The sequence below is a fragment of the Lactobacillus sp. B4005 genome (genome assembly GCF_026536045.1).
Lineage (GTDB): Bacteria > Bacillota > Bacilli > Lactobacillales > Lactobacillaceae > Lactobacillus > Lactobacillus panisapium.
In genome coordinates, this window is record NZ_JAFNOZ010000007.1 from 44194 (window position 1) to 69302 (window position 25109).

General features: G+C 36.4%; 26 protein-coding genes and 1 tRNA gene. 22 read left to right on the forward strand and 5 right to left on the reverse strand.

The window, feature by feature from the left end; translation table 11 throughout:
• Nucleotides 1-5: 5 nt before the first annotated feature.
• The 4 genes from gyrA (at nucleotide 6) to rpsR (ending at nucleotide 3827) form a co-directional block, all read left to right on the forward strand.
• Nucleotides 6-2495, forward strand: coding sequence for a DNA gyrase subunit A (gene gyrA, locus J3U73_RS09880; protein ID WP_267410341.1), 2490 nt, complete (start codon nucleotides 6-8; stop codon nucleotides 2493-2495).
• 198 nt (nucleotides 2496-2693) lie between these two features.
• Nucleotides 2694-2990 carry a 30S ribosomal protein S6 gene (gene rpsF / locus J3U73_RS09885; RefSeq protein ID WP_220220418.1) on the forward strand — a complete coding sequence of 99 codons (297 nt, stop codon included), beginning with the start codon at nucleotides 2694-2696 and terminating at the stop codon, nucleotides 2988-2990.
• 50 nt (nucleotides 2991-3040) lie between these two features.
• Entirely contained in the window at nucleotides 3041-3568 is a 528-nt protein-coding gene (gene ssb / locus J3U73_RS09890) for a single-stranded DNA-binding protein (protein ID WP_103752645.1), read from the forward strand.
• A gap of 22 nt (nucleotides 3569-3590) precedes the next feature.
• The gene (gene rpsR, locus J3U73_RS09895; protein ID WP_090093298.1) at nucleotides 3591-3827 is read left to right on the forward strand and encodes a 30S ribosomal protein S18; all 237 of its coding nucleotides are present in this window, start codon (nucleotides 3591-3593) and stop codon (nucleotides 3825-3827) included.
• Nucleotides 3828-3939: 112 nt separating this feature from the next.
• On the opposite strand, the gene J3U73_RS09900 is transcribed toward rpsR, so the two are convergent.
• Both J3U73_RS09900 and J3U73_RS09905 read right to left on the reverse strand, forming a co-directional pair.
• Complete coding sequence (locus tag J3U73_RS09900) at nucleotides 3940-4263, reverse strand: DUF4260 family protein (protein WP_267410342.1); 324 nt, start codon at nucleotides 4261-4263, stop codon at nucleotides 3940-3942.
• A gap of 16 nt (nucleotides 4264-4279) precedes the next feature.
• Nucleotides 4280-4573 carry a hypothetical protein gene (locus J3U73_RS09905; protein ID WP_267410343.1) on the reverse strand — a complete coding sequence of 98 codons (294 nt, stop codon included), beginning with the start codon at nucleotides 4571-4573 and terminating at the stop codon, nucleotides 4280-4282.
• Nucleotides 4574-4914: 341 nt separating this feature from the next.
• On the opposite strand from J3U73_RS09905, the gene J3U73_RS09910 reads away from it, so the two are divergent.
• The 4 genes from J3U73_RS09910 to J3U73_RS09925 all read left to right on the forward strand — a co-directional run bounded on the left by J3U73_RS09910 (nucleotide 4915) and on the right by J3U73_RS09925 (nucleotide 9147).
• Nucleotides 4915-6936 carry a DHH family phosphoesterase gene (locus J3U73_RS09910; RefSeq protein ID WP_220268799.1) on the forward strand — a complete coding sequence of 674 codons (2022 nt, stop codon included), beginning with the start codon at nucleotides 4915-4917 and terminating at the stop codon, nucleotides 6934-6936.
• A gap of 11 nt (nucleotides 6937-6947) precedes the next feature.
• Nucleotides 6948-7403 (forward strand): 50S ribosomal protein L9, encoded by a 456-nt coding sequence (gene rplI, locus J3U73_RS09915; protein WP_103752649.1) that lies wholly within the window; start codon nucleotides 6948-6950, stop codon nucleotides 7401-7403.
• 30 nt (nucleotides 7404-7433) lie between these two features.
• Entirely contained in the window at nucleotides 7434-8819 is a 1386-nt protein-coding gene (gene dnaB / locus J3U73_RS09920; protein WP_267410344.1) for a replicative DNA helicase, read from the forward strand.
• Between the two features lie 169 nt (nucleotides 8820-8988).
• A complete protein-coding gene (locus J3U73_RS09925) occupies nucleotides 8989-9147 on the forward strand; it encodes a YtxH domain-containing protein (RefSeq protein ID WP_127326213.1) in 159 nt (52 codons plus the stop codon).
• Nucleotides 9148-9215: 68 nt separating this feature from the next.
• Here the strand turns inward: J3U73_RS09925 and J3U73_RS09930 are convergent, their stop codons facing one another.
• Nucleotides 9216-10415: a DUF2974 domain-containing protein gene (locus J3U73_RS09930; RefSeq protein ID WP_267410345.1), complete on the reverse strand. Its 1200-nt coding sequence runs from the start codon at nucleotides 10413-10415 to the stop codon at nucleotides 9216-9218.
• A gap of 118 nt (nucleotides 10416-10533) precedes the next feature.
• Complete coding sequence (locus J3U73_RS09935) at nucleotides 10534-11235, reverse strand: MgtC/SapB family protein (protein WP_103752652.1); 702 nt, start codon at nucleotides 11233-11235, stop codon at nucleotides 10534-10536.
• Nucleotides 11236-11652: 417 nt separating this feature from the next.
• Here J3U73_RS09935 and J3U73_RS09940 point away from each other — a divergent pair, with 417 nt between their 5' ends.
• The 14 genes from J3U73_RS09940 to J3U73_RS10005 all read left to right on the forward strand — a co-directional run bounded on the left by J3U73_RS09940 (nucleotide 11653) and on the right by J3U73_RS10005 (nucleotide 22731).
• Nucleotides 11653-11850, forward strand: a complete 198-nt coding sequence (locus tag J3U73_RS09940; RefSeq protein ID WP_267410346.1) for a hypothetical protein — start codon at nucleotides 11653-11655, stop codon at nucleotides 11848-11850.
• 153 nt (nucleotides 11851-12003) lie between these two features.
• Nucleotides 12004-12076 (forward strand) — tRNA-Thr (locus J3U73_RS09945).
• Nucleotides 12077-12370: 294 nt separating this feature from the next.
• Nucleotides 12371-12829, forward strand: a complete 459-nt coding sequence (locus tag J3U73_RS09950) for a hypothetical protein (protein ID WP_267394208.1) — start codon at nucleotides 12371-12373, stop codon at nucleotides 12827-12829.
• Nucleotides 12830-13129: 300 nt separating this feature from the next.
• Nucleotides 13130-13687 (forward strand): hypothetical protein, encoded by a 558-nt coding sequence (locus J3U73_RS09955; RefSeq protein WP_267410347.1) that lies wholly within the window; start codon nucleotides 13130-13132, stop codon nucleotides 13685-13687.
• A gap of 67 nt (nucleotides 13688-13754) precedes the next feature.
• Nucleotides 13755-14582: a hypothetical protein gene (locus tag J3U73_RS09960; RefSeq protein ID WP_267410348.1), complete on the forward strand. Its 828-nt coding sequence runs from the start codon at nucleotides 13755-13757 to the stop codon at nucleotides 14580-14582.
• Between the two features lie 67 nt (nucleotides 14583-14649).
• A complete protein-coding gene (locus tag J3U73_RS09965) occupies nucleotides 14650-15477 on the forward strand; it encodes a hypothetical protein (protein WP_267410349.1) in 828 nt (275 codons plus the stop codon).
• Between the two features lie 460 nt (nucleotides 15478-15937).
• A complete protein-coding gene (locus J3U73_RS09970; RefSeq protein ID WP_267394202.1) occupies nucleotides 15938-17419 on the forward strand; it encodes a hypothetical protein in 1482 nt (493 codons plus the stop codon).
• Nucleotides 17420-17611: 192 nt separating this feature from the next.
• Entirely contained in the window at nucleotides 17612-17926 is a 315-nt protein-coding gene (locus tag J3U73_RS09975) for a hypothetical protein (RefSeq protein WP_267394200.1), read from the forward strand.
• A gap of 3 nt (nucleotides 17927-17929) precedes the next feature.
• Complete coding sequence (locus J3U73_RS09980; protein WP_267410350.1) at nucleotides 17930-18973, forward strand: helicase HerA domain-containing protein; 1044 nt, start codon at nucleotides 17930-17932, stop codon at nucleotides 18971-18973.
• Between the two features lie 18 nt (nucleotides 18974-18991).
• Nucleotides 18992-19555, forward strand: coding sequence for a hypothetical protein (locus J3U73_RS09985; RefSeq protein WP_267410351.1), 564 nt, complete (start codon nucleotides 18992-18994; stop codon nucleotides 19553-19555).
• Between the two features lie 191 nt (nucleotides 19556-19746).
• A complete protein-coding gene (locus J3U73_RS09990; protein ID WP_267410352.1) occupies nucleotides 19747-20787 on the forward strand; it encodes a Rep family protein in 1041 nt (346 codons plus the stop codon).
• 102 nt (nucleotides 20788-20889) lie between these two features.
• Nucleotides 20890-21255 carry a hypothetical protein gene (locus J3U73_RS09995; protein ID WP_267410353.1) on the forward strand — a complete coding sequence of 122 codons (366 nt, stop codon included), beginning with the start codon at nucleotides 20890-20892 and terminating at the stop codon, nucleotides 21253-21255.
• Nucleotides 21252-21446 carry a helix-turn-helix transcriptional regulator gene (locus tag J3U73_RS10000; RefSeq protein ID WP_267410354.1) on the forward strand — a complete coding sequence of 65 codons (195 nt, stop codon included), beginning with the start codon at nucleotides 21252-21254 and terminating at the stop codon, nucleotides 21444-21446. The genes J3U73_RS09995 and J3U73_RS10000 overlap by 4 nt, the downstream gene beginning before the upstream one ends.
• A gap of 82 nt (nucleotides 21447-21528) precedes the next feature.
• Entirely contained in the window at nucleotides 21529-22731 is a 1203-nt protein-coding gene (locus tag J3U73_RS10005) for a tyrosine-type recombinase/integrase (RefSeq protein ID WP_267410355.1), read from the forward strand.
• A gap of 849 nt (nucleotides 22732-23580) precedes the next feature.
• On the opposite strand, the gene J3U73_RS10010 is transcribed toward J3U73_RS10005, so the two are convergent.
• Nucleotides 23581-24420, reverse strand: a complete 840-nt coding sequence (locus J3U73_RS10010) for a hypothetical protein (RefSeq protein WP_267410356.1) — start codon at nucleotides 24418-24420, stop codon at nucleotides 23581-23583.
• Nucleotides 24421-25109: the final 689 nt, after the last annotated feature.

The following is a 25109-nucleotide window of genomic DNA, read 5'->3' on the forward strand; positions in this document are numbered from 1 at the left end:
TTTAAATGGATAACGACAACCAAAGTCAAGATCACAGAATAAGAAACGTTGACTTGACCAACGTGATGAATAGTTCATTTTTGGATTATGCGATGTCAGTTATCGTAGCACGGGCTTTGCCTGATGTTCGCGATGGTTTGAAACCAGTCCAGCGTCGTATTCTTTACGGAATGAGCGAATTAGGCGTTACACCTGATAAACCATATAAGAAATCGGCCAGAATAGTTGGGGAAGTTATGGGTAAGTTTCACCCCCACGGTGATTCCTCAATTTATTTGGCGATGGCGCACATGGCACAAGATTTTAGCTACCGGTATATGCTGGTGGACGGTCACGGTAACTTTGGTTCGGTCGATGGTGATGAACCAGCCGCAATGCGTTATACCGAGGCACGAATGAGTAAAATCGCGGTTGAAATGCTGCGTGATATCAATAAAAATACTATTGATTGGCAACGTAACTACGATGACTCTGAAAATGAACCAGTTGTTTTACCAGCTAGGATTCCTAACCTGCTTGTCAACGGGACAAGTGGAATTGCCGTTGGTATGACCACGAATATTCCACCACATAACCTTTCTGAAGTTATTCAAGGATTGCATATGTTGATGGACAATCCAGAAATAACTACTAAAGAGTTGATGAAGGCAATTCCGGGACCAGATTTTCCAACTGGCGGAACAATTATGGGCCGAGGCGGTATTTACCGCGCTTATGAAACCGGCCGGGGCAACATTGTTGTTCGGGCTAATACTAATATTGAAACCGAAAAAAGTGGCCGTGAGCGAATTGTAGTTACTGAGATTCCGTACTTGGTCAATAAGGCTGAATTAGTAAAGAAGATTGCTGATTTAGCTCGTTCTAAGACAATTGACGGAATTACCGGTGTTCGTGATGAATCCGACCAATCTGGGATGCGAATTACCATAGATGTTCGGCGTGATGCCAGCGCAAGTGTTATTTTGAATAATTTATTCAAGCAGACACAGATGCAGGCTAACTTCGGCATGAACATGGTGGCAATTGTTGATGGCGCACCACATTTCCTAAGCTTAAAGGAAATGCTGCAATACTACTTACAACACCAAGAAGATGTTGTTACTAGAAGAACCAAGTTCGATCTTGCTAAAGCTGAAGCTAGAGCTCATATTCTTGAAGGTTTGAAGATTGCACTAGATCACATTGATGAAATTGTTCATATTATTCGTCAAAGTGAATCAAGTGATATTGCTAAAGCCGCGTTAATCAGTCGGTTTGGATTAGATGACAAGCAGTCGCAAGCAATCCTGGATATGCGGTTAGTTCGCCTGACTGGACTGGAACGCGATAAAGTTGAAGCTGAATATAAAGAATTAAAAGCCAAAATTGCGGACTACCAAGATATTCTTGCACGACCAGAGCGAATTAACGAGATTATTTATGACGAACTGCTTGATATTCAAAAGCGCTTTGGTGATGATCGCCGAACCAAGATTGGCGAAGGAGAAGTTGTTTCGATTGAAGATGAAGATTTGATCGAAAAACAAGATGTCTTGTTAACCTTGACTCACAGTGGCTACATTAAGCGGATGCTGATTAATGAATTTAAGACCCAAAACCGTGGTGGTAAAGGGATTAAAGGCATGGGCATTAAAGATGGTGACTTCATCGAAAACTTAATGTATTCAAGCACGCATGATTTATTGTTATTCTTTACTAATAAGGGAAAAGTCTACTCTAAGAAAGCTTACGAAATTCCTGAATTTGGTCGGACAGCTAAGGGTTTGCCGATTGTCAATCTCCTTCAGTTTGAGAAGGGCGAAAAAATCCAGACAATCATTAATATTCCTGAAGATGCAGATGATAAGTACCTCTTCTTCATTACCAAGATGGGAACTGTCAAACGGACCCACGTTAGTGAATTTGCCAATATCAGAAATAGTGGTTTAATTGCTCTAACGCTGCGCGATGGTGATGAATTGAGTAATGTCTTACCAACCGATGGTAAGCAAGATATCTTAATTGGTACTCATTTGGGCTATGCTGTTCGCTTTAACGAAACAACTGTCCGCTCTATGGGACGAACTGCTGCTGGTGTCCGGGGAATTAATCTTCGTGACCATGACTATGTAGTCGGTTCCGGTGTCGTTAAAGATAGCGATGAAGTTTTAGTCATTTCTGAAAAAGGCTACGGCAAACGGACCAGAGCTAGTGAGTATCCGGTTAAAGGCCGTGGCGGTAAGGGAATTAAGACTGCGAATGTCACGGAAAAGAATGGACCATTGTCTGGCGTTACTGTAGTAGATGGTTCACAGGATATTATGGTCATTACGGATGACGGAATTATGATCCGCTTTAAGATTACGGATGTTTCTCAAACTGGTCGAAGCACAATTGGTGTTCGCTTGATTAAAGTTGTTGATGGTAGTAAGGTTGCAAGTCTTGCTGTTGTACCTGCTGAAGAAGACCAAGAAGTTGCAAATGACGAAGAAACAACTGCTGAATCAGAAGAATAATTAAGAAAAAAATTATCAGACTTTTTTGCGTATTTAATTGTGAGGGATGAAAAAATTCCTTGTAGGATCACGTGAAGATAGTTTGGTAATTTTTTGTTTCTGTGCTAAAATTAGAGCTTGCGAGTAATAAAACTAAATTACTCCTTGTTCTTGAATTTTTAGCAAGAACCATTTAGTCCAAAAGGAGGTGCACTAGTAATGACAACTACTAAGTATGAAATAACTTATATTATTAAGCCTGATATTGATGAAGAATCAAAAAAGGCGCTAGTTGAAAACTATGATAAGGTTATTGCCGATAATGGTGGTACGATGGTTGAGTCAAAAGACTGGGAAAAGCGTCATTTCGCATATGAAATTAACAAATACCGTGAGGGAACTTATCACGTTATGACTTTCACTGCAGACAACGCTGACGCAGTTAACGAATTTGACCGTTTATCTAAGATTGACACTGCTGTTTTGCGTTCAATGACTGTCAAAGTTGGCGAATAAAAAATAGTAACTTATCGTTTTCGTGATTTAGGAAAGGAAGGACCTAAAGTATGATTAATCGAGTTGTACTTGTTGGCCGTTTAACACGTGATCCTGAATTACGTACTACTGGGAGTGGAATCTCGGTTGCTACGTTTACTCTTGCCGTTGATCGTCAGTATACTAACGCTCAAGGCGAGAGAGGTGCGGATTTTATTAGCTGTGTAATTTGGCGAAAAGCAGCAGAAAATTTCTGTAACTTTACGTCTAAAGGATCACTTGTTGGTATTGACGGCCGAATTCAAACCAGAAGTTACGATAATAAAGATGGGCAAAGAGTATATGTGACCGAAGTTGTCGTTGATAACTTTGCATTGCTTGAATCACGTAAAGATCGTGAAGCCCGTGGTCAAAATGGTGGCTTTACACCAACTGATAACGGCAATTTTGGTAATCAAAATACCAATAATTCGCCAAACATGGGACCATCTAATCAGAATAATCCGCTAAATAGCAGTAATCAATCTGATAATACCCAAGATCCATTTGCTGGTTCGGGTGACACGATTGATATTTCTGATGATGATCTTCCATTCTAATTTTAAAGAAAGGACCTAGGATATGGCTCAACAAAGAAGAGGCGGCCATCGTCGTCGTAAGGTTGACTTTATCGCAGCCAACCACATTGATTACGTTGACTACAAGGACGTTGATCTGTTGAAACGTTTTATCTCCGAAAGAGGTAAGATCTTACCACGTCGTGTCACTGGCACTAGCGCTAAGAATCAACGTAAAGTAGCTAAGGCAATCGAAAGAGCTCGCATTATGGGCTTGTTGCCATTCGTTACTGAAGACTAATTAAGTCAAATAAAATAAAAGGCGGAAAAGTTAATTTTCCGCCTTTTTTGTGTTTTATTAAATATTTTTTTGTAAAGCGGCAGCTAATTCCGCCCAATACTTAAATTATTCTTTATCGCGGCATTAAGCCCCAGCCAAATGTCCGGTCTAAGCAGATATGTGCCAGCCATATTAGGTTAAAGTTGATTAACTGGGTTGTTCTTAAATGGGGGGACAAAGCCAAAATGGTCAAAAAGATTAACGGAAATACAAGTAAATAGCCGAGATTATAAAGAACATTTCCCACCTGAGGCGATATTGCATAGCCAGCTGCCCCAAGATCAAAAACTAGGTACCAGGCAATAAAAAATAGTAATGAACCATCGTTTTTCCAGTATGCTACTAATAGAAAAATTAGTGCGGCAAGATAGTCCAATTTATAAAGATAAGCAATCATATTTTTTCCTTCCAGTTTATAATTCGCCTAACTGTTTTAAGCTATTTTCGATTTCGTCAATGGAGGCTTCTTCTTCAATTTTGTTTTTAAGTTCAGCTAGAATTTTTGTCATTTTGGTATAAAAAATGGCTTGTTGCTGACAATCCTGTGCTTTTTTCGTTACTAGTTTTAAAGTCTCTTTGTCGCAGTAATTGCTTTTAGGGCTTTGATATAAGGCAACAGCTTGTTTAACTTCTGGTAACTTGAGCTGTGCGTGACGCAGGGTATCAGTACTAATATTTACTAGTTTAGCGAATGCAGCAATTTTCATTATCCAAAGCCTCCATGAATTCAGTATCACATTGGAGTATACTCCAAAGTCAAGAATTAATAATATAAAAATAGCGCCTAGTACCACCAGCTAGGTGACTTTTTATCCGCTGTTTTGCTGACTTTAATTTTTAAGCACCAATTTTTATTAGAATGATGCAAGGAAAGCAAGCAGCCTGCTCCAGCCTGCGATAATAGTTGATTTTAGCTTAATTTAAAGATAACCCGGTACCTGCTACTTGTTAGCAGCAATAAAAGCTTAATATTCAGGAGTTTCTTATCAAGTGATTACAAGGTATAATAATAATGATGTACTATACATTAATTTAGGAAGGATCTTACATGAAAGATTTTTTACGTAAGCTTGAATTTCCTGCTTTTATCAAGGATTCACGTTTGACAGCTTCTGTCATTATCATCTTGGCACTGTCACTTTTAGGCAGTATTGTTGCGATGATCATGAATCCATTATTCGGTTTGGCAATGGTACTAATTTTTATTTTGACCGTTGCTTGTACCGTTTATGGTGCTTATATACTTGCTGGTAACGCGAATAACTTTGCTGTCAGTTTGTCTTATCGGATTAAGCGCAGCGAACAAGAAGCGATGATTAAAATGCCTCTTGGCATCTTGCTGTATGACAAGGACAGACAAATTCAGTGGGTAAATCCATATTTACAGCTTTATTTAAAAGATGAAGACCTGATTGGACACACGATTAAATCAGTTGATCCAGATTTAGATAAGTTAATTGATGATTTGTTAAAGGCTAAGACTGCTGAAAATCACGTTGTGAATTGGGATGGTCACCAATTTGAAATGGTCATCCAGAATAATTTGGGTGTGATCTATTTACTTGATATTACGCGTTATGCGAAAATTGAACAGAAATATAATAATGAGTTGTTAGCAATTGGCCAAGTATTTATTGATAATTACGATGAACTAAGCGAAACGATGCATGATCAGGAACTTACGACTACGAGTTCTTATGTGCAAAATACTCTGAGTGATTACGCCAAAAATTACAATGCCTACCTTAAGCGGATTGATGAGGATCATTTCTTGCTACTGTTACATATGCAGGATTTAGCTAAAATGGAAAAAGATAAGTTTTCCGTTTTGGATAAAATGCGGCTAGAAACCAGCCGTAATAATACGCCATTGACCTTATCGATTGGGATTGCTTTTGGCAGTAGTTTAATTACCGAATTGGCTGACCAAGCCCAGTCTAACCTTGACTTGGCTTTAGGACGAGGCGGTGACCAGGTTGTTTTAAGTCAACCTGGAAAGGCCGCGCGTTTTTATGGCGGTAAATCTAATCCAATGGAAAAACGGACACGTGTGCGTGCACGAATGGTTTCCCAAGCAATTAGTGAATTGTTTAAAGAAGCTGACCGGGTTTTTGTTGTTGGTCATGCTAATCCTGATATGGATTCAGTGGGTAGTGGAATTGGTGTCGTTAAGATTGCCAGATTGCATAATGTTAAGGCGAACTTTGTGCTAGACGTCAATAAGACAAACTATGATGTTGGCCGGTTAGTTGCCAAGATGCAAAAAGTTAAGGAAGACACCGATATGTTTATCTCGCCAGACGATGCTTTGGAAAGTTTAACTGACAAGTCAATGCTAGTTATGGTTGATCATTCAAAATATTCGATTACTTATTCAAAAGATTTATACGACCGGTTGAAGAATCGCATTATTGTAATTGATCACCACCGCCGCGGTGAAGAATTCCCTGAAAATCCTATGCTGACATACGTTGAGCCCTATGCCTCGTCAGCATGTGAACTTGTCACTGAAATGGTAGAATACCAACAACCAAGTTCAGGCCAGCGGGTCTTGACCGATTTGGAAGCGACAGCAATGCTAGCTGGTATTACGGTTGATTCACGTGAATTCTCGCTAAGAACGGGAACGCGGACATTTGATGCGGCGAGCTATCTGCGCTCAATTGGTGCTAGCTCTGTTGGCGTAAGCGAGTTGCTTAAGGAGGATATCGATAGTTTCCTTGAGCGCACACGTTTAGTCAGCAGCCTAAAAATGATCAGGCCAAAAATGGCTGTTTTGTGCGGTGATGATGACCAGATTATTGATCCGATAATTACTGCTCAAGCCGCGGATACGGCACTTGATTTGGAAAATGTTGAAGCTAGTTTTGCAATTACTCGGCGCAGTAAAGACACCATTAGCATTTCTGCTCGTTCGATGGGCGAAATCAATGTCCAGGTAATTATGGAAAAACTAGGCGGTGGCGGCCATTTATCTAATGCTGCAACGCAAATTAAAGGTGTTACAGTTCAAGAGGCACTTGCCAAACTGCTTAATGCAGTTGATACTTATGAAAAAGAAAATGAATAGAGGTAAGCAAAATGAAAGTTATTTTTACTAAAGATGTTAAAGGCCGCGGCAAACGTGGTGAAGTTAAGAACGTTCCAGATGGCTACGCCCAAAACTTTTTATTAAAACGCGGTTTAGCTAAAGAGGCTAATAAGGCCAACATGCATACTTTAGAGCGTGTAGAGGCCAATGAAAAGGCTGCTTACGAAAGTGAAAAGGCAGAAGCTGAAAAAATTAAGGCTCAGCTTGACCAAGATGAAACTGTAGTCAACTTTAAGTCAAAGGCTGGTTCAGATTCACGTCTTTTTGGTTCAATTTCCGGTAAGAAAATTGTTGAGGGCTTAGAGGATCAGTTCGGAATTAAGCTCGACAAGCGCAAATTAAACCTGCCTGAGCCAATTAAAACCTTAGGCTATACAAATGTACCTGTTAAGTTATTTAAGGGCATAGAGGGCAAAATTCGTGTCCACGTTACTGAACAGGAATAACTTTAATTTAATAAAAAGTGGTCATGATTAATGGATAATATCGTTTCGCAACAAATACCGCACGATGATGAAGCGGAAAAAGCCGTTTTAGGTGCAATTTTTATTGATCCAGAGGCAATTGCCGACGCCAGCGCGGAGGTTGAGCCGGGTGACTTTTATAAAAAAGCTAATCAATTAATCTTTCAAGCAATGCTTGATTTATCGGATCGCGAAGATGCAATTGATCCGCTAACTTTACAAGATGAATTAACCAAAAAGAATCAGCTGGATGATATTGGCGGAATTGCTTATGTTTCGGAACTTGCCATTGCCACTCCTACGGCTGCTCATATCGTTTATTATGCCAAGATTGTTCACCGTAAGGCATTATTGCGGCGGCTTATTTCTGCCAGTCAAAAAATCATTTCGAACGCAATGCAGGATTCAGACGATGTTACTGCAATTCTAGATGATGCCGAAAGTGAGATCATGAATGTTTCTTCGGAAAACAATGCAAATGGCTTTCGGGGAATCAAGGATATTGTTAATGCCGCAATTGAAGAAATCAATAGTATTCCTGAAGACGGCAACATGGTTACTGGTCTGCCCACAGGCTTTGTCGAACTAGATAAAATGACTACGGGATTCCACGATGATGAATTAATTATTATTGCTGCCCGTCCAGGTGTTGGTAAAACTTCTTTTGCACTGAATGTTGCTCAGTATGTTGGGTTGCATACTGACAAAACGGTCGCCATGTTTTCTTTGGAAATGAGTGGCGAGCAGCTGGTACAAAGAATGCTAGCCTCTGAAGGCCTAATTAATTCGCAGCATCTAAGGACTGGCCAATTGGACGAAGAGGAGTGGCGCAAATTGATCGTAGCGTCTGGCTCTTTGGCTAATGCCAGCATCTATATTGATGATACGCCAGGAATTAAAATGAGTGAGATTAGGGCACAGGCTCGCCGACTTGCCAAGGAAAAAGGCAACTTAGGCTTAATTGTGATCGATTATCTGCAGCTGATTGAAGGACCACGCAGCGAATCACGCCAACAAGAAGTCTCGGCAATTTCGCGGCAATTGAAAAAATTGGCTAAAGAACTACATGTGCCGGTTATTGCTCTGTCTCAGTTATCACGTTCAGTCGAGCAGCGACAGGACAAGCGGCCTGTCTTATCTGATATCCGTGAATCTGGTTCTATTGAACAGGATGCCGATATTGTCTCTTTTTTGTACCGGGATGATTATTACCGCGATGAAAATGAGGAAGATGGTGATGACCAACAAGAAGTTGGTGCAGAGGATGATAATGGTGAAGTAGAAGTCATTATTGAAAAGAACCGGTCTGGTAGCCGAGGGACGGTTAAATTAATGTTCTCTAAGCCATATAACCGCTTTTCAAACCTCGATTATAGTCACGATCAACCCGATCAGTAAACAATACTATATAATTTGTACTTAACATATAAAAATCCTATTATTACAGCTGCTATTCTGGATATCAATCCAAAAATAAAGCATATTTAATGACTTAGTTAATTTAAGATTGTACTATTAAGGTGTAAATAGATTATTTTGCTTATTTTTTAGGAAAGGACCTAGAATTATGGCTGATAAAGGATTTAAAGATAAAGTAGCAGGAAAAGCTAAAGAATTAAAGGGTAAGGTACAGCAAGCTGCAGGTGATATGAAAGACAAAGCCCAAGATGCTGCTGACAATGTCAAAGATAAAGTCGATGACGCCAAGGATAATATGAAAAAATAATACTTGGTAAAAAAAGAGTTGAGGAATATTTCCTCAACTCTTTTTTGTGTTACACGTGAAACTAATTGCTAACGTAATTTGTTTTTAACTTCTGGGGGCAACTCCAAATTAGGGTGCTCCGGATCATAAAATTCGTAAAAGACAGGAGCCTTATTTGAATCATTACTCTTAGGATAGAGTTCATAATTATTAGCCATCAACGGCAGTGTCATATTATTTTTATAGGAATCCCAAATCTTACCTAAAATTTGAGCAATTAACTTACGCTCTTGGGGCTCAAGTGATAAAAAGACCCGACTAAAACGGTAAGTTCCAACCAGTTTATTATTTGTTAGCTGATGTGCTTCCTCAATATCGGCATTTTCAAAGGCTTCGAATAAATCAGAAAATGCTTCACCGCGTTCTTCTTTGGGAATGGAATGATTAAAGTTAATTAGAGCATGACGGAGTACACGACTGCCAGAAGATAATCCTTTTGCCAGGGTAAAACTGTCACGACCAACTGACCAGCGTCGCGGGTCATGCTGGTTGCGCATTGCCGCCGTACTTTTGACAACAATTGTTTGCTCAGGATGGTCAAGCATTGCACCAAAGATTGAACTCTGTGGAATGTAGGTTTTCATTTTAGGCATTGCCTGGACAAAACCGGGACTAGTATAAACCTTATGGAAAAATCCCGGACCATCAAAACTAAGCGCTTTAACCACTCTTTCTTGTGTTTCGGGCTTAGCAGCACTTAGGGCATATTGGGCGAAATTTCCGCCTTTTGAATGACCCAAGAGATAAATTCGCTTTTCAGGTAACTTGGTCGCGATTTCTTCCAAATATTTTGCCGCTACGCTTTGACCGTAAATTTCCGGCAAATAGTTCATGCGCATATCTTCTTTCCAACCAATCATGGTGCCATCAGTACCGCGAAAGGCGATAGCAATGGTATCCTTTGTAATTGAAAATGTTGCAGCACTGAATTGTAGTGGATACGGGTCGTCTTCTAGCCTGTCAGTCCAGTCAAGAATTTTTATATTGCCGATTCTAGGACTCTCGGCAAGTAAGATAATTTCTGCAGCAGTTTCAGAATGCATCTGGTGCTGAAAAGATGCCAAATTACGCAATTTTTCTGCTAATTCAGCTAATGTGTGTCCAACGCTAGAATCGTCTGCGGGAAGATAAACTAATGAAGATAATAAAGCGGCATCGATACTGTTAAAAGGCTTTTCTGCGAAAGTAAGATCACCGCGCCAACGTAAATAATCAAGTGGACCAGCCATAAAAATTACTCCTTTTTATTAAAATTACCACTTTTCAGCATCCATTGTAGCTAATTTGATTTTTGTGAACAAAAAATAAGCAATAGTTAATTTCTATTGCTTATTGTAAAACAATCAGTTATTTTCCGAGACTATCGTAACTGATTCGTTTAATGTCAGGATATTTCCGCAAGGCCATAATAATATCATTTTCATCAATATTATTATTAATAATACCATCGGCAAAGAAAATAATCTTTTCATCACTAACAAATAAAATTTTGACAGAGGCATTTTCAACGTGATTTGCGGCTAATTCATGTTGAATTGTTTCCAAAATATGGGGTCGATTAACTGCCTCAATTTGAACATTAAACCGGATATGCATGATGATTTTATCAATAATATTGTCATCATGAAATAGCATCTGAATAACAAATAACAGGGCTGTAGCCAAAACGCCTAAGAAGTATAATCCAGAACCAATAGCCATACCAATTGCGGCTGTTGCCCAGATGCCTGCAGCTGTAGTCAATCCAGAAACCTGATCTTTTTTGATCAAGATTGTTCCGGCACCAATAAATGAAATACCAGATACAATTTGCGCCGCTATACGTGAGGCATCAAATTCTATGCCGGAAGTTTTTATCACATCATAGAATCCGTACTTGGAAACGATCATAAATAGCGCAGATGAAAATGCGACAACGATGTGGGTTCTGACACCAGCGCTTTTTCTCTGTATTGCTCGCTCATAGCCGATTAAGGCCCCGCATAAAGAGGCTACCAACAACCTTAATAACCAAGGCAATTGGGCATTAATCGGTGCTATATTTGCCATTATATCAATATCACTCCATTTCTAAATAAATCACGTTATATTATACTCTAAAATAAATAGTATTAGAATATAGTTTTTTAAATGTTTATGAAAATTAGACTGAAAGGATCAATGAAATCATTGAAGTCCTAAGCCTCAATAGATTAGTAAAGTGAATTTGTTTTTTAAGTAATCTTGAGAAATTACTTACTATGGTCGCAGTAAATAATTAATTAACTAATATTTAATTGGCTTTGGATGTTTGACGACTTCGTTAGTTAATAAATCATTGAAAAGATAGAACAATAGGTGATTGTAAACGTAAATATTTAAGGACAGCTTTTACGAATAGCAAAATTTGATGCAGGAAAATTAATGTTAATGTTTAGGGGTTAAGCGAATGGATGATAGACTTTTTGCCCAAAAAGTTCTTGAATAGTGGGTAGTCAAGATAAAGTTGAAAAATCCTTGCACTGTGTAACACAGCGCAAGATTATTTCCAATGATGCAGCAGAAATCAATTTTGAGGAACTACGTGCAATAATAATTTTAGCAGCAATTGCTGCAATCGTGACTTTTGTTGTTCAGCTCTTCATGAAAATCGAAGAGCCAAAACAAGCAGCAATAAGCGAGTAAAATTATTTGTAAATTAGATTGAAATAGCGATTTTTAAGTTTAGCTGGCAACAAAAGCGCTTTTTTGCAACAAAAAAATAAATTTACTGGTGAAAAGTACTTGCGTAAAGCTAACTGATATGGTTTAATAAATATCGTTGTCGAGTTTGACAATGCTGACTTAGCTCAGTTGGCAGAGCACGTCACTAGTAATGATGAGGTCGGAGGTTCGAATCCTCTAGTCAGCATAAATAAGAATTATTAAAATTCATTAACCTTAATTTATCAACGTTTTACGCAGGTAAGTTAAGGTTAATTTTTGTTTATAAAAGATAATAAAGAACACAAACGGAACACGCAAAATAGCGTGTTCCGTGAAAAAACTCTTAGATAGAAATAAAAGCTGGTATATCAAGGTTATTAGTCACTTTTACGTGTGCAGGAATGTGCACATTAATATTTTCCAATCCAGAAAAAAATATAATAGTATACTAAATATATTGGTAACGTTGTAGTTGGATTTTTAGAAAAGAAGAAAAGAAATGAATCAAATGAAAAAAGTAATTAAACCAATAATTGCAGTTGTTTTTATGACTTTGCTACTTGGGATAGGAGCCTATGCAGAAAAAAACAATACTAATAATCTGGGTACTAATCAGGTTCATGCATCTAGCATAACAATTCCTAAGAAAATGCGTGGCACATGGAAATCAAAACCACAATACTCATTTGAGTCAAAACATATTAACAAGAATATGGCTGTGCCAGCGATGAAAATGAAAGTTTCAGCAAAGAAAGTAAAATGGCATTTCATTGGCTATGTTCCTTCTGGTTATGACCACCGGAGCCATATTATTAGGTTAGTTTCACTTCAGAATGGTCAACCAGTCCTGAAAGGACACGGTCCATACCGAGATGATAATTATTTACAAATGAGCGGCAAAGTTCTAACTTTAGGCTATCACGGCGGATTTAATAACTTTACTAAAGTAAAAAAATAGTGCTAAAAAAATACGAAAGAAGAATTTAAAATGAAATTTACGAAAACTATCACTAAGTTAGCACTAGCGAGTGCTCTACTTGGTTCTGTTGGTATAACTACCACCGCGCTTAACACTACTACTGTTAGTGCAGAGTCACTTCAAACAGCAAAAACAAAAGATTATAATAAATTATTACAACTATCAAAAGTACCTGGCAAGCATTACATAGGAACTCGAAAATTCTATGCATCATGGGTACCAGGTAATAATGTTGGTAATGTTTATCTTAGCAAATCATATAAATTAGCAAATATTACAATGGATCCTGGACGTGAATGGGCTACAGCTGTTGGAGCTGGATATATACATGGTCAGCAATATGTTATAGAACATCAACATGATGATGTTGAAGTACTAGTTCCAGCCGAATTCTATCATGTCCCATACGGTTTTAGATTCAAAAAGAATCATGCGCCAGTAGAATGCTACTATGGTTCTTTGGCAAAATCATACAATGGTTATGATGAATACCTAGACGAATATGAAATTGGTTATACTGCTACGAACACTATCTACAGTAACCGCAAAGACGGCCATAGAAAGTTAACGCTTTCATATGACGGTCAAGATCGTGGTAAGAATCAAGGATTCTTTATTGGTCTAACACCAATTCATATGAACGATGGCCATGATTACTACCCTGTATACAGTTATTCTGTTGACGGTAATCTAGGTGTAGTCTACATTCGCACCGAAGATATTAGTCAATTTGAACCGGCAAAGGTTACGTATAAATCTATTGGGACTCTTAATAAAACAAAAGGTAAAAATTACTACCATAGTTTCAAACCATATAGAAATCGTGTTGACTTTTAATTAAACTAGAAACGTTAACAATACGCTTTCACGTATGTTACATTTTCATACGAAAGAAGAATTCAAAATGAAATTTACGAAAACTATTACTAAGTTAGCACTAGTGAGTGCTTTACTTGGAACTGCTGGAGCATCAGTTACTGCACTAAATACTACTACTGTTAATGCAAGCTCTATGTTACCAACATCAAAAACAAAAGATTATAATAAGATGCAAAAATTAGCTCAAAAGCCAGGAATTACTTATACGAAGCCACGTTATTTTAACAACTGGGTTCCTGGAAATAATGTTAGTGATTGGTATACTTTTCAACCTTATAAAAGAATTGATCATTACATTGATCCAGGACGTGAGTGGTCACGCATTATAGGTGCTGGTACAATTCATGGACGTGCTTTTTTTGTTAACCAAAATGAAGGCGGCGCAAAAACATTAATTCCAGCTGAATTCTACCATGTGCCTTATGGATTCAAATTTAAGAAAAACCACGTACCTGTAGAATGCTACTATGGTTCATTGGCTAAATCCTGGGATGGTTATGACGAATATTCTGGTGAATATGAAGGTATCTACACTGAAAACAACACTATCTATAGTAACCGGAAAGATGGACACAGAAAATTAACTATGGCTATGGATGGTCAGGATCATGGTAAGAACCAAGGATTCTTTATTGGCCTAACAGCCATCCATATGAACGATGGCCATGATTACTACCCTGTATACAGTTATTCTGTTGATGGTAATCTAGGTGTAGTCTATATTCGCACCGAAGATATTGACCAATTTACACCTGCAAAGGTAACCTACAAATCAATCGGTACTTTAAATAAAACAAAGGGTAAAAATTACTACCACAGTTTTAAACCGTACAAAAATCGTGTTGACTTTTAATTAAACTAGAAACGTTAACAATACGTTTTCACGTATGTTACATTTTCATACGAAAGAAGAATTAGAAATGAAATTCACAAAAACTATTACTAAGTTAGCACTAGCAGGTGCTTTACTTGGTTCTGTAGGAGTAACTACAACCGCACTAAATACTACTACTGTTAGTGCAGAGTCACTTCCAACTTCAAAGACAAAAGATTATAATAAAATGCAAAAATTAGCTCAAAAGTCAGGAATTACTTATACGAAGCCACACTTTTTCAATGATTGGGTACCTGGTAATAATGTTAATGACATATATGTCATGCATCCTTATAAACAGGCCGATTTTTATATTGATCCAGGTAGACAATGGGATAGAATTATTGGTGCTGGTACTGTTCATGGACGTGCCTACTTTGTCGCACAGAACGAATCTGGCGCAGCAAAAGGACTGATTCCAGCTGAATTCTATCATGTCCCATATGGATTCAGATTCAAAAAGAATCATGCGCCAGTAGAATGTTACTATGGTTCATTGGCTAAATCGTGGGATGGTTATGACGAATATTCTGGTGAATATGAAGGTATCTACACTGAAAATAATACTATCTATAGCAATCGCAAGGACGGTCACAGAAAGTTAACTCTCTCATATGACGGTCAAGACCATGGTAAGAACCAAGGATTCTTCATTGGCCTAACAGCCATCCATATGAACGATGGTCATGATTACTACCCTGTATATAGCTATTCTGTTGATGGTAATCTAGGTGTAGTTTACATTCGTACTGAAGATATTGATCAATTTACACCTGCAAAGGTAACCTATAAATCAATCGGTACTCTAAATAAAACAAAAGGTAAGAATTATTACCATAGTTTTAAACCATACAAAAGTCATGTTGACTGTTAATTGAACTAGAAATATCTCAAGAAAGGTGACTGAAATGACTCAAATGAGTAATGTTCGTTTGTTGTTATTTTCAATTGTTATCATTAGTTAATTTCTAATATCTTGCAACTAATGGAAATTTTGCTTGATTTATGTATATATATAATATACAATTTAATTGTAAGCGGTTCATCTGCTTACCGTCCGTTGGACAGCTTGCGGACGAAAAAGACGTTCTAATTATACGGTTGTTACTGGTAGTTTTAGTAACTACTAGCAAACTGTTCTATCTACGTAATTTGCAGTGCTATCATGCTTCGGTCTGGTAGTTCCTGCAAGCCATGATTTTCATGTGTAGCTGATTTATGGTCATTAGTTTTAGTTATATGACCATACTGAACCAGTTTCAATACTGGTGGGGCGATTAGGATAAATTCTAATCGCCTTTTTTATAGGAAATTATACATAAAAGATGTTAAAAATGTATAAATATAAAGAATTTGCTCCCCAAACATATCTAGACTTAATGAATGGCTCAGTCACATTTAGTATTAATGGCATCTTAAAGTGGCTAATAACAGCACTTAATTTTATTATTGATGAGAACTGGAGCCACGATGAATTATTGTCTTTTTCAATTGCTAATAACATTGATTTTATTTTAGCAAGTCATAATGAAGTTGATTTTGCCAAAAACTCTCATGATAAATTTAAAAATGAAGAAGATGCGGATGTGGATAAAGTAGAGCTAATAAATGTCAAAAACTTAACTAAATTAATCAAACTAATTGATAAAACTAAGGAAAACAATATTTACAAGGAAATTATGTTTAAAGGTTTTTATTTGAACTTAGATAGGGGAAAGTTATTTTTTAATTTAAGGGAGTTAATATATGGTTATATTAAAAATCCATATAATTTCAATGATTATCGGAAAATTCACACTGATGCCAATGATTTTAAAATTTTTGCCAAAAAAAATAATATAGATATTGATTCTATTAATGCTGCTAAAATCCAATTTATTCCACAATCATTAGACGGTGCTTCTGAGTCCATGGATACTAACACTTCTACTTCTAGTACCGTGGAAGTTATCGATTCTGCTTATTTATTGAAAATTTGGCAAATACTAAATCGGATTAGCAAATTACAAAATAACAAAAAGAAAGGAACTAATCAGTATGAAGAAATAAATGCAGGAATTATCGAAAACAAAAATCAAGATCAAAAATTCTATTCGGTAACCTACGCCTTAGAGGCATTGAATAATAGAATGGCTAAACCAGCCATTAAAATTGGTAAAAACGCGATCAGAAAGCAAATAAGAAAGTTAATTAATGAAGATTCAAATAAATATCAAAAAATAGAATTATCCAGTAGCCAAATTGAGATGAATAATAAAAAATGGCTAGCAAGAAATAACCGCGAAACCTACATTAACGAAACATTATTTAATGCAATTTTAGATTATAATTTTGCTAAAAATGATGAAAATTATCCTATTTCTGAACCTAAATTTACAGAAAAGTTTTCATTAATAGATGAATTAGAATCACATGCTTTTTTTAAAAATAATCAAGAAGTCAAAATAGACTACAATGCTTTCAATACCGTAGAAACGAAGTTTAACTATTTTAAAGGAAAGATGAAATTTTATATTGATCAAAAAATAAAATGGCTATATCAACCAAACAATTTCGCAAGTAATAGTTTTGCTAAGGATAAAATCGAATATATCGAATCAAAAAAGAGTGATATCGACAATTTAAGCTTGCGGAAAATTTTGAAAGAAAAATTACCGCAAGAATTATCAAAAATAAATAAGAATAGTCGTAAAAATTGGGTGCAAACGACAATCCCAATTACCGATTTAGCTAAAATTGATAATGAGCTTTCGGGCCAAATTAATGCGATTATTAGTTCCGTAGAAAAATCAGCCAAACAAATACTAAATAATTAAGACTATATATAGTAGTTTTGTTAATCCAGCAGTATCAAATACTGCTGGATTTTTTTATTTTAAATTCAGAGTGAACCGAAATTCTCCAAAAAAATTATAAAAAGACACTATAAAATAAAATTACAAGCTGAAATAGAGCTTGTGCTGGGATCGGAATCCCTCCATTAATTTTTAAAAAAAGGAGCTTTTATTATGAAAGCAATAAGAAGAAACGGCGGTTACTCCGCTGATACAGCCAACAACTATATTGATAATAACCAACCAATATATAGTCTTAGTACAGAACCGGAAGTGCAGCACAAATGGCAAGACAATCGGCCAACTGATGTAGTGATTGGATATAGAGCCTGGTTTAGCCAAGAGGGACAGGAGCCCTTTGAAGTTAAGTTTGACAATCAAATTAAACTACCAGTTTATTTATCAAAAGTTAATTTCAACAATCTTGAAGCTTGTGAAGTTCGCAACAAAGTGTACTTCAAGGCTGATTCACTGAAAGAAGTGAAGTAGCACATGACGAATATTAGACAATATCTCATTAGGTGCCTCAATATGGCATTAGGCATTGAAGGCGAAACCACCTATACTAACAGCTTTGATATTAGCATTAGGAATAATGGCTTCATCTTCATTCCTAGATTTCCCGCTGGCTACCTATTAGATGATCAATTGTATCAGCGCATATATCAGATAGCCAATGCAGCACTCTATCCCAACTATACGGTACTCAAGCAGAATGGCATCTACTTCGTTCCATTGTATGACAATCCAATCGAAGTAAGACGAGGCCTTTACTTCCCGTGGAGAAAGGGCACAGCTCAAAGGCTTAAGTTTGAAAACCTTGATAATTATTTCGCCAAGCGTAAGGACAACATAATCCCATTAATGAAGGATTTTTCAATCAATTTCGATAAAGTTACCAGCATTGCAATCGCAGGTAATTCTGGCGCCGGAAAAAGTTACTTCCTTACTTATCTTCTAGCTGCTTTGGTTAAAGTTTCAGAGCTGATCATTATTGACCCCAAACGAGATCAACCCAGCCGTTGGGCTAGAGATCATGGCTTTCCAGCACTATATCCAACAACAAATTCCTCAAAATCAGACTATGTTTCATCAGTAAGTGATGCGTTAAGCAAAGCTTTGAATGCTATCTATGACAGACAAGCTGCTCTATTTGAAGATCAAAGTAAAGATTTCAAACCAATCACAATCGTAATTGATGAAGTCCTAGCTTTAACAGAAGGCGTGAATAAGTCAGTTAAAGATTCGTTCTTCGCTCTGTTATCGCAGATAGCCTTGCTTGGCCGTGCCACTAGGGTGCATCTAATTCTATGCAGTCAACGGTTAGATCATACCGCTGTGCCAACGTCAGTAAGGGAACAGGTCAACGTCAGCGTTCAATTAGGGAATATCAACAAGAAAACCACCCAGTTTCTCTTTCCAGACCTCGACCCCACGGGATTGGTAATCCCAATGGGTCAGGGTACTGGAATAATCCAGGTAGTTGATGATGATCATCCATACAACGTGTTGCCATTTCTGGCACCAACATATTAAAAAAAGGAAGTAATTATTATGAAAAGTATTTCAAAATTAGAAATTGGATATTATTTACCATTAGTAACTTTAGTTGAAATAGTTTCAATACTGATAACAGTCCTTATTCAACCTTACAGTTTAAGTGGTCTGCTTAATAATGTTAAGCAAACGATAATTGTAACAACTCTATTGATGTTAGTGATCTTGTTAGCAATGCTAGTGATAACAATTCAATATCAACGTGGTAATACCTTTAAAAATTACTGTAGTTCGGTAGTTCAAACCTATAATTTACGTAGATTTTCAAAAGTACAACCAAAGACTACTCAGGTTAAGGTTGGTAATGAATGGAAAAATCAACCAATTAATGATCCAACTGAAAAAGCCTTTAATCAGGCAATTCAAGGCTGGTATATTGACAGGCGAAAAAATAGTCTAATAGTTTGGTTGTTTCTACCAAAAACATCAAGTGCAATCAATAAACTAGATCAAGAATTGCCAACGATTTTGACGCAAATCAAAGAAAACAATCCAGAGTATATTTTTTCATCGCATGAACGAACTGGAAATTACTACAAGGTAGAAGCAACTCGTTATTAACTGCCGTTGTGGCGCTGCTGCTTTTGCGCTAGCAAAGGGGCAGCAAAGCGCCACATTAGGCATGAAAGAGTTAATAAGCTTCAACTGTGAGAGAAGTTCCAATCAGTTACTAACCGTGACATTTAAAGGGCTTGTTATCTAAATGTCACGAAGTGTGCAACTGTGCAGACGATAGAAAGGAGGTGACGCCAATGAAGAAAGAAATAAGAGCTAGACAGTTTATGTTTGTTCAAGATTTAATCCATTTAAAAATAAAACCCCAAGAACTGCCTAACATATTAGACAATTCTGGAGCTCTTGAGTGGGCATACATCAACCACGATCATGATGAAGCTGAAAATGGTGAGCCAATCCGCGAGCATTTCCATATAGTACTTAAATATGAATACCCGCAGACGATCACTAGTATTGCCCAACTATTTAATGATGACCCCCAATATGTACAGGTCTGGCATGGTCGGATCAACAACGCATATTCATACTTGATACATGAAACTCAAGATGCCGAAAGTGCTGATGGCAAGTATCATTATGCCACCACCGCAGTCAAAGCTTCATTCGATTATCCCAAGCGCTTAGAGCAGATTCGCGCAAAAATCAAGCTTAGCCCGAAATACGAAAATGAACAGATACGGCGCTATGCCGAGCAAGCTATTAGCCGAGAGCAGCTGGCTAAAGAGCTGGGTGTTTTCGGCATAGCCAAGCACCAGCAGCTAATTGATAAGATTGATAATGAGTTGCTGGCTCAAAAACACCAAGAGTGGCTCACAAAGTTCAAAGGTCACAAGATGGCTACTCTATGGCTTTACGGCAAAGCAGGTGTCGGTAAAACCCGTTTGGCCGAGCATATCTTCAATGGTAAAGATTACATTACCTTGGGCAGTTCCCGCGATCATTTTCAAGAATATCGTGGTCAACGGTTCGTTATCATTAACGATTTGCGACCCAATGACTTCGAATACAGCGACTTGCTGCGCTTGCTTGATCCCTATCAACACGATAAGGCTGCACCTAGTAGATATCACGACAAGCGGCTCAACCTTGAAAAGCTAATCATCACGACTCCATATGATCCTATCAGTTTCTATCGCAATATCAATTCGATCAATGACATGGCGGTGGATTCGGTTAATCAATTGTTAAGGCGAATTAAGCCAATCAAGGTCACAGATCAAATGGTCAAGACAATCAAGCGCAAGGTCGCTCGTCGAAAAAATAAAAAAGCTAGTTAAATCTCCCCAGATCGAAACTAGCTATTTCAAAAATTTTTACATTTTAAGTATAAAACTAAATTTAACAAAAAGAAACTTTATTGATATTGAAAGGAAATAAATATGACTAAAAAAATTAAATGTAAATACACTCAAAGTGATTTCTTCTTCAACCCACCGACTTTTCAAGAGTTAAACAAATATGGCCTAATTGGCCGTCGTATGGGTGAAGTGAACATCATTGATTATCACGACAATCCGGGCGAAAACTTCATTGATAATGGCCTAGTTTGTCAGGTGAAAAATTGTATTAATCAAGCGGATAAGCCACTTGAAATCATCATTTTCATGGATGAAAATATCGTCCATTACTCCGACTTAATTGGGAAACGGATTACGGCTGACGCTGGCAACTTCTACTATCCGGGCTGGCAGGAAATTCCAACCTATGAAGTGAAAGGCCTACGAATCGCAGGTGATGAAAAATGACATCATTATTATTGAACGGCAAGCAACTTTGCCAAGAACTGAATATCAGCACAGCAATGTTATACAAACTCCGCAAGGCTGGTATGCCGTATCATCAATTGCCGCATGGCCGACCATATTACACCCTCGATGAAGCTCAAAACTGGCTAATTTCAGCTGGCTATCATCAAGAAAAAACTTGGGCTAAATAAATAAAAAGAGATAGAATAGAAGCAAGTGATTAATAACTAAGCTTTAATTTCTATCTTTTTTAATTAGGAAAGGTAGAAAATTATGATAAAGAAGGTAACGAAAGGTAAATATAAAGATAAGTATCAAATACGAATTCAACCAACAGATAGTATAACTGGCAAGCGGATTAGCTGGACGGTACAATATGCCAACACGGAAAAAGATGCCAAAAAGATTGAACGTCAAATGTGGGCTGAATATGAATCAGGCCTCAATCCCAGCGATGGCAAGGTTGTTTTTGCTGTTGATTTTCAGCGTTATGTTAATCAACGAGCAAAATCATTAAGTCCCGTCACTCTGAAAGCTTGGCAAGAAACGGCTAACTCGGTTAAAGATTATTTTGGCAAAGCAATAATTAGCAAAATAACCACACCATTAATCAGTCAATATGCTCACGATTATGTCCAGAAGCACCATGCAACAGTTAGCAGCTCATCAAACATTGCTAAAAGATTGGTCCATTTGCGGAACTATTTCAAATCTCTTGAAGGGAAAGTAGTTAAAGAAAATCCAGTCCCAGAAAGAGCCTTGAAATTATTTTTCAAGCAAAGTGATTTCACGGTCTCACAGGATTGGCGAATTTTCACTAAATCAGAACTCAAGGCAATGCGGCAATCACTTATTCACGATTTGAAAAATAATCCCGTGGAACTAAATGGTAGTAAATTAGCAATATTGATCGAAAGTTACACTGGCATGCGGGTTGGCGAACTGCAGGCTCTGAAGTTTTCTGATATTGTGCTGATAGGCAATTATTACACCTTCAGAATAAATGACAGCTGGTCAGACTTGAGTAAGTCTTTTAACGGTTCTCTGAAAGCCCGACCTAAAGGAGAGTCCCGAACTCTCTTGCCAATCCCTAAAGATGTAATCGATTTAGTAAAAGATTATCAAGTTAAGCAAAATAAATTTTTAGCAGAACACAATTTAGATAATCCATTAGACTTGATTTTTCTGAATCTACATGATTATAAAAAAGCTAATAATAAAGAGCCAATTACGCAAAGAAGTATTAATCAAATGCTGCAAAAAGTTTGTCAACAGTTAGATGTAAAATCTAATAAAAAACGTATGAGCCTGTATTCATTTAGGCATACAATTTGTACGCAACTAGCCAATACTCCAAAAATGTCTTATCCTTGGGCGGCTGATAAAATGGGACATTCGCTAAATATGTTTATGAATACGTATGTTGGCCTATCAGACGATATTAACAAGGCGATGGCTAATTTGTGGGTTAGCTGACCTGGGAACATTTTAAGAACATTTTTTTATTATCTTACTGTTGAAAATGTTGATATATAAGGATTTGTTGACTAGAACCTCTATTCTTCTAGTCAGCATTTAGAAGAATTATTAAAATTCATTAACCTTGATTTATCAACGTTTTACGCAGGTAAGTTAAGGTTAATTTTAGTTTATAAAAGATAATAAAGAACACAAACGGAACACGCAAAATAGCGTGTTCCGTGAAAAAAACTTTTAGATAGAAATAAAAACTGATATATCAACATGTATACTTGTAGGCGTACAGTAGCAACTAAAATAGGTAATACTCCAGGTATGAGCTATCTATGAGCAGTCGATCGAATGGGACATACTGTAAAGATTCTTATGAAAACTTTATGTTCATGTGGATGAAGATAGAAATGCAGAGATGTTGGATTTGCTAGCCAATAGGTTTATATAAGAGCTAATTTTGTTTGAATCTAAGTTCTAGGAAATATTTGTTCCAATCAATAATAGTCTTGAACTTTTCGATGTTATTAATAAAAAGGGTGCACAATTTTGAACTTATTTCACGTAAATACCTTAAGTCTGATATTGTTATTTTTGACTGCTTACTGCCATGAATTATTTCTGATCGTTTGTTGTATAGGACTTTCATTTCCTTATATATACTCAATTTAGATTTAGAATCTTTACCAAGCAATTCAGCGCACCTTTCACAAATTTGATCCGTAAGATTTTGACTAAAATTTTTCTCCTCGACAAGAGATTCGACTGCTGTCATTAAATCTAATAGTGATTGCTCTGAATTATTTTCAATAGTAGATCTTCCAATGCTTGTAAGTGCAATATAAAGCTTATTTTCTATATCTGTACTTTTAATCTTTTCATTACTAATTTTTTATTTAATATACTGAAAAATACTTCAATGATACTATTTTTTGTATCACTTAAAGGTAAGCGAATTGGCAGATTGTTAAATATATTGTTTCTTGTTGAGGGTGAGAGACATATTTTATGATTGCTTTTTACATATAAAACATCAATAAATGAGTTATAATCACTCTCATTGCCGATACCAATATTAAATACACTATCTATGTTGCTGTAAATGCTGTGTAACATTAATATGAAATCATTCGCATAGCTAAGACTAAGCTCTTTAGCCGTTTCGTTATTGTTTGCATAAAGTTTGATAAAAATAAAAGTGCTACTATCCTTATTTTTACCAATTCCAAAACGCTTCTTATTTTCATCGTTAAGCTCAACAAGACTTTTAATTTTTTGTTCTCTATACTTTTCAGAGCATAAGGCTATATTTTTGTATTTTCGTGGGTAAACGGAATCTACTTTGATTCCATAAATAGGTATAAAGAAAAGATAAGGTGCTTTCTCTCTTTTGAGCTCTTCAACTATTTGCAAAGACGTATATTCCGTACTTTTTTCTTTTACAAATTTATACTCAACAATTAGATTTATAATTCTATTTATAAGATACTTTTCAGCACCTCCTGAAAAATTCTTTCCGAGCGTTTTGTCTTCGATAATTTTTTTGGTTAATTTGTGCAGTTCTGTATTATCAAAGTAAATAATACCCATTTTAGTAAAGACCATATTATACTTATAACCAGGATTATCAATGTTTTTTTCAGTGCAATTGTCTATAAGATATTCTAAATCATTAAAGATTTCTTTATCTTTCATTTTAGCAGTCCTTCTTTGCATTAAAGGTATGTTATGTATAGTTTTTATATTTTTTATATAAGTATAAAATTGAAACACAATTTTTGCCACACACATATGTTAAAGAATATATCGAAAAAATGCTAAAGTTAAAACATAATCAGCTCTAAGACTATATGCTTCTAGTCATTTAAAAGAATTACTTAAATTAATTATCCTTGATTTATCAACGTTTTGCGAAGATAAGTTTAGGATAATTTTTGTTTGTAAGAGAAAGTATAGAATACAACAAAAACATTTAAATTTGCGTGTGTCGTAAAAAACTTTTGGATAGAAATATATACTTGTACGCAGGCAGTCGTAACTAAATTAGGTAATACTCCAAGTATGAGCTATCTATGGGCAGCCAATTGAATGGACATACTGTAAAGATATTTATGAAAACTTATGTTGATATGGATGACGATAGGAATGCAGAGAAGTCGAAGTTGATGATGAGTAGAAAATAATTGATAATAAGTAAGATGTACTTAATTTTGCTTTTAGTTTGAATATCAGTAACCTACATTGAATTGAGGAGTAGATAATGAACATAAAAATAAAACATTTTTTTAAAAATAAATCATGAAGTTAACCCCCGGAATTGGACAAAGATTCCAATTCGGGGGTTTTCTTATGTCTAAATATTTACTAAAAACTAAATTAGAAGC

Coding starts and splice junctions, on each gene's coding strand:
- gyrA (WP_267410341.1), top strand. CDS start 6: ATGGATAACGACAACCAAAGTCAAGATCACAGAATAAGAAACGTTGAC.
- rpsF (WP_220220418.1), top strand. CDS start 2,694: ATGACAACTACTAAGTATGAAATAACTTATATTATTAAGCCTGATATT.
- ssb (WP_103752645.1), top strand. CDS start 3,041: ATGATTAATCGAGTTGTACTTGTTGGCCGTTTAACACGTGATCCTGAA.
- rpsR (WP_090093298.1), top strand. CDS start 3,591: ATGGCTCAACAAAGAAGAGGCGGCCATCGTCGTCGTAAGGTTGACTTT.
- J3U73_RS09900 (WP_267410342.1), bottom strand. CDS start 4,263: ATGATTGCTTATCTTTATAAATTGGACTATCTTGCCGCACTAATTTTT.
- J3U73_RS09905 (WP_267410343.1), bottom strand. CDS start 4,573: ATGAAAATTGCTGCATTCGCTAAACTAGTAAATATTAGTACTGATACC.
- J3U73_RS09910 (WP_220268799.1), top strand. CDS start 4,915: ATGAAAGATTTTTTACGTAAGCTTGAATTTCCTGCTTTTATCAAGGAT.
- rplI (WP_103752649.1), top strand. CDS start 6,948: ATGAAAGTTATTTTTACTAAAGATGTTAAAGGCCGCGGCAAACGTGGT.
- dnaB (WP_267410344.1), top strand. CDS start 7,434: ATGGATAATATCGTTTCGCAACAAATACCGCACGATGATGAAGCGGAA.
- J3U73_RS09925 (WP_127326213.1), top strand. CDS start 8,989: ATGGCTGATAAAGGATTTAAAGATAAAGTAGCAGGAAAAGCTAAAGAA.
- J3U73_RS09930 (WP_267410345.1), bottom strand. CDS start 10,415: ATGGCTGGTCCACTTGATTATTTACGTTGGCGCGGTGATCTTACTTTC.
- J3U73_RS09935 (WP_103752652.1), bottom strand. CDS start 11,235: ATGGCAAATATAGCACCGATTAATGCCCAATTGCCTTGGTTATTAAGG.
- J3U73_RS09950 (WP_267394208.1), top strand. CDS start 12,371: ATGAATCAAATGAAAAAAGTAATTAAACCAATAATTGCAGTTGTTTTT.
- J3U73_RS09955 (WP_267410347.1), top strand. CDS start 13,130: ATGGATCCTGGACGTGAATGGGCTACAGCTGTTGGAGCTGGATATATA.
- J3U73_RS09960 (WP_267410348.1), top strand. CDS start 13,755: ATGAAATTTACGAAAACTATTACTAAGTTAGCACTAGTGAGTGCTTTA.
- J3U73_RS09965 (WP_267410349.1), top strand. CDS start 14,650: ATGAAATTCACAAAAACTATTACTAAGTTAGCACTAGCAGGTGCTTTA.
- J3U73_RS09970 (WP_267394202.1), top strand. CDS start 15,938: ATGTATAAATATAAAGAATTTGCTCCCCAAACATATCTAGACTTAATG.
- J3U73_RS09975 (WP_267394200.1), top strand. CDS start 17,612: ATGAAAGCAATAAGAAGAAACGGCGGTTACTCCGCTGATACAGCCAAC.
- J3U73_RS09980 (WP_267410350.1), top strand. CDS start 17,930: ATGACGAATATTAGACAATATCTCATTAGGTGCCTCAATATGGCATTA.
- J3U73_RS09985 (WP_267410351.1), top strand. CDS start 18,992: ATGAAAAGTATTTCAAAATTAGAAATTGGATATTATTTACCATTAGTA.
- J3U73_RS09990 (WP_267410352.1), top strand. CDS start 19,747: ATGAAGAAAGAAATAAGAGCTAGACAGTTTATGTTTGTTCAAGATTTA.
- J3U73_RS09995 (WP_267410353.1), top strand. CDS start 20,890: ATGACTAAAAAAATTAAATGTAAATACACTCAAAGTGATTTCTTCTTC.
- J3U73_RS10000 (WP_267410354.1), top strand. CDS start 21,252: ATGACATCATTATTATTGAACGGCAAGCAACTTTGCCAAGAACTGAAT.
- J3U73_RS10005 (WP_267410355.1), top strand. CDS start 21,529: ATGATAAAGAAGGTAACGAAAGGTAAATATAAAGATAAGTATCAAATA.
- J3U73_RS10010 (WP_267410356.1), bottom strand. CDS start 24,420: ATGAAAGATAAAGAAATCTTTAATGATTTAGAATATCTTATAGACAAT.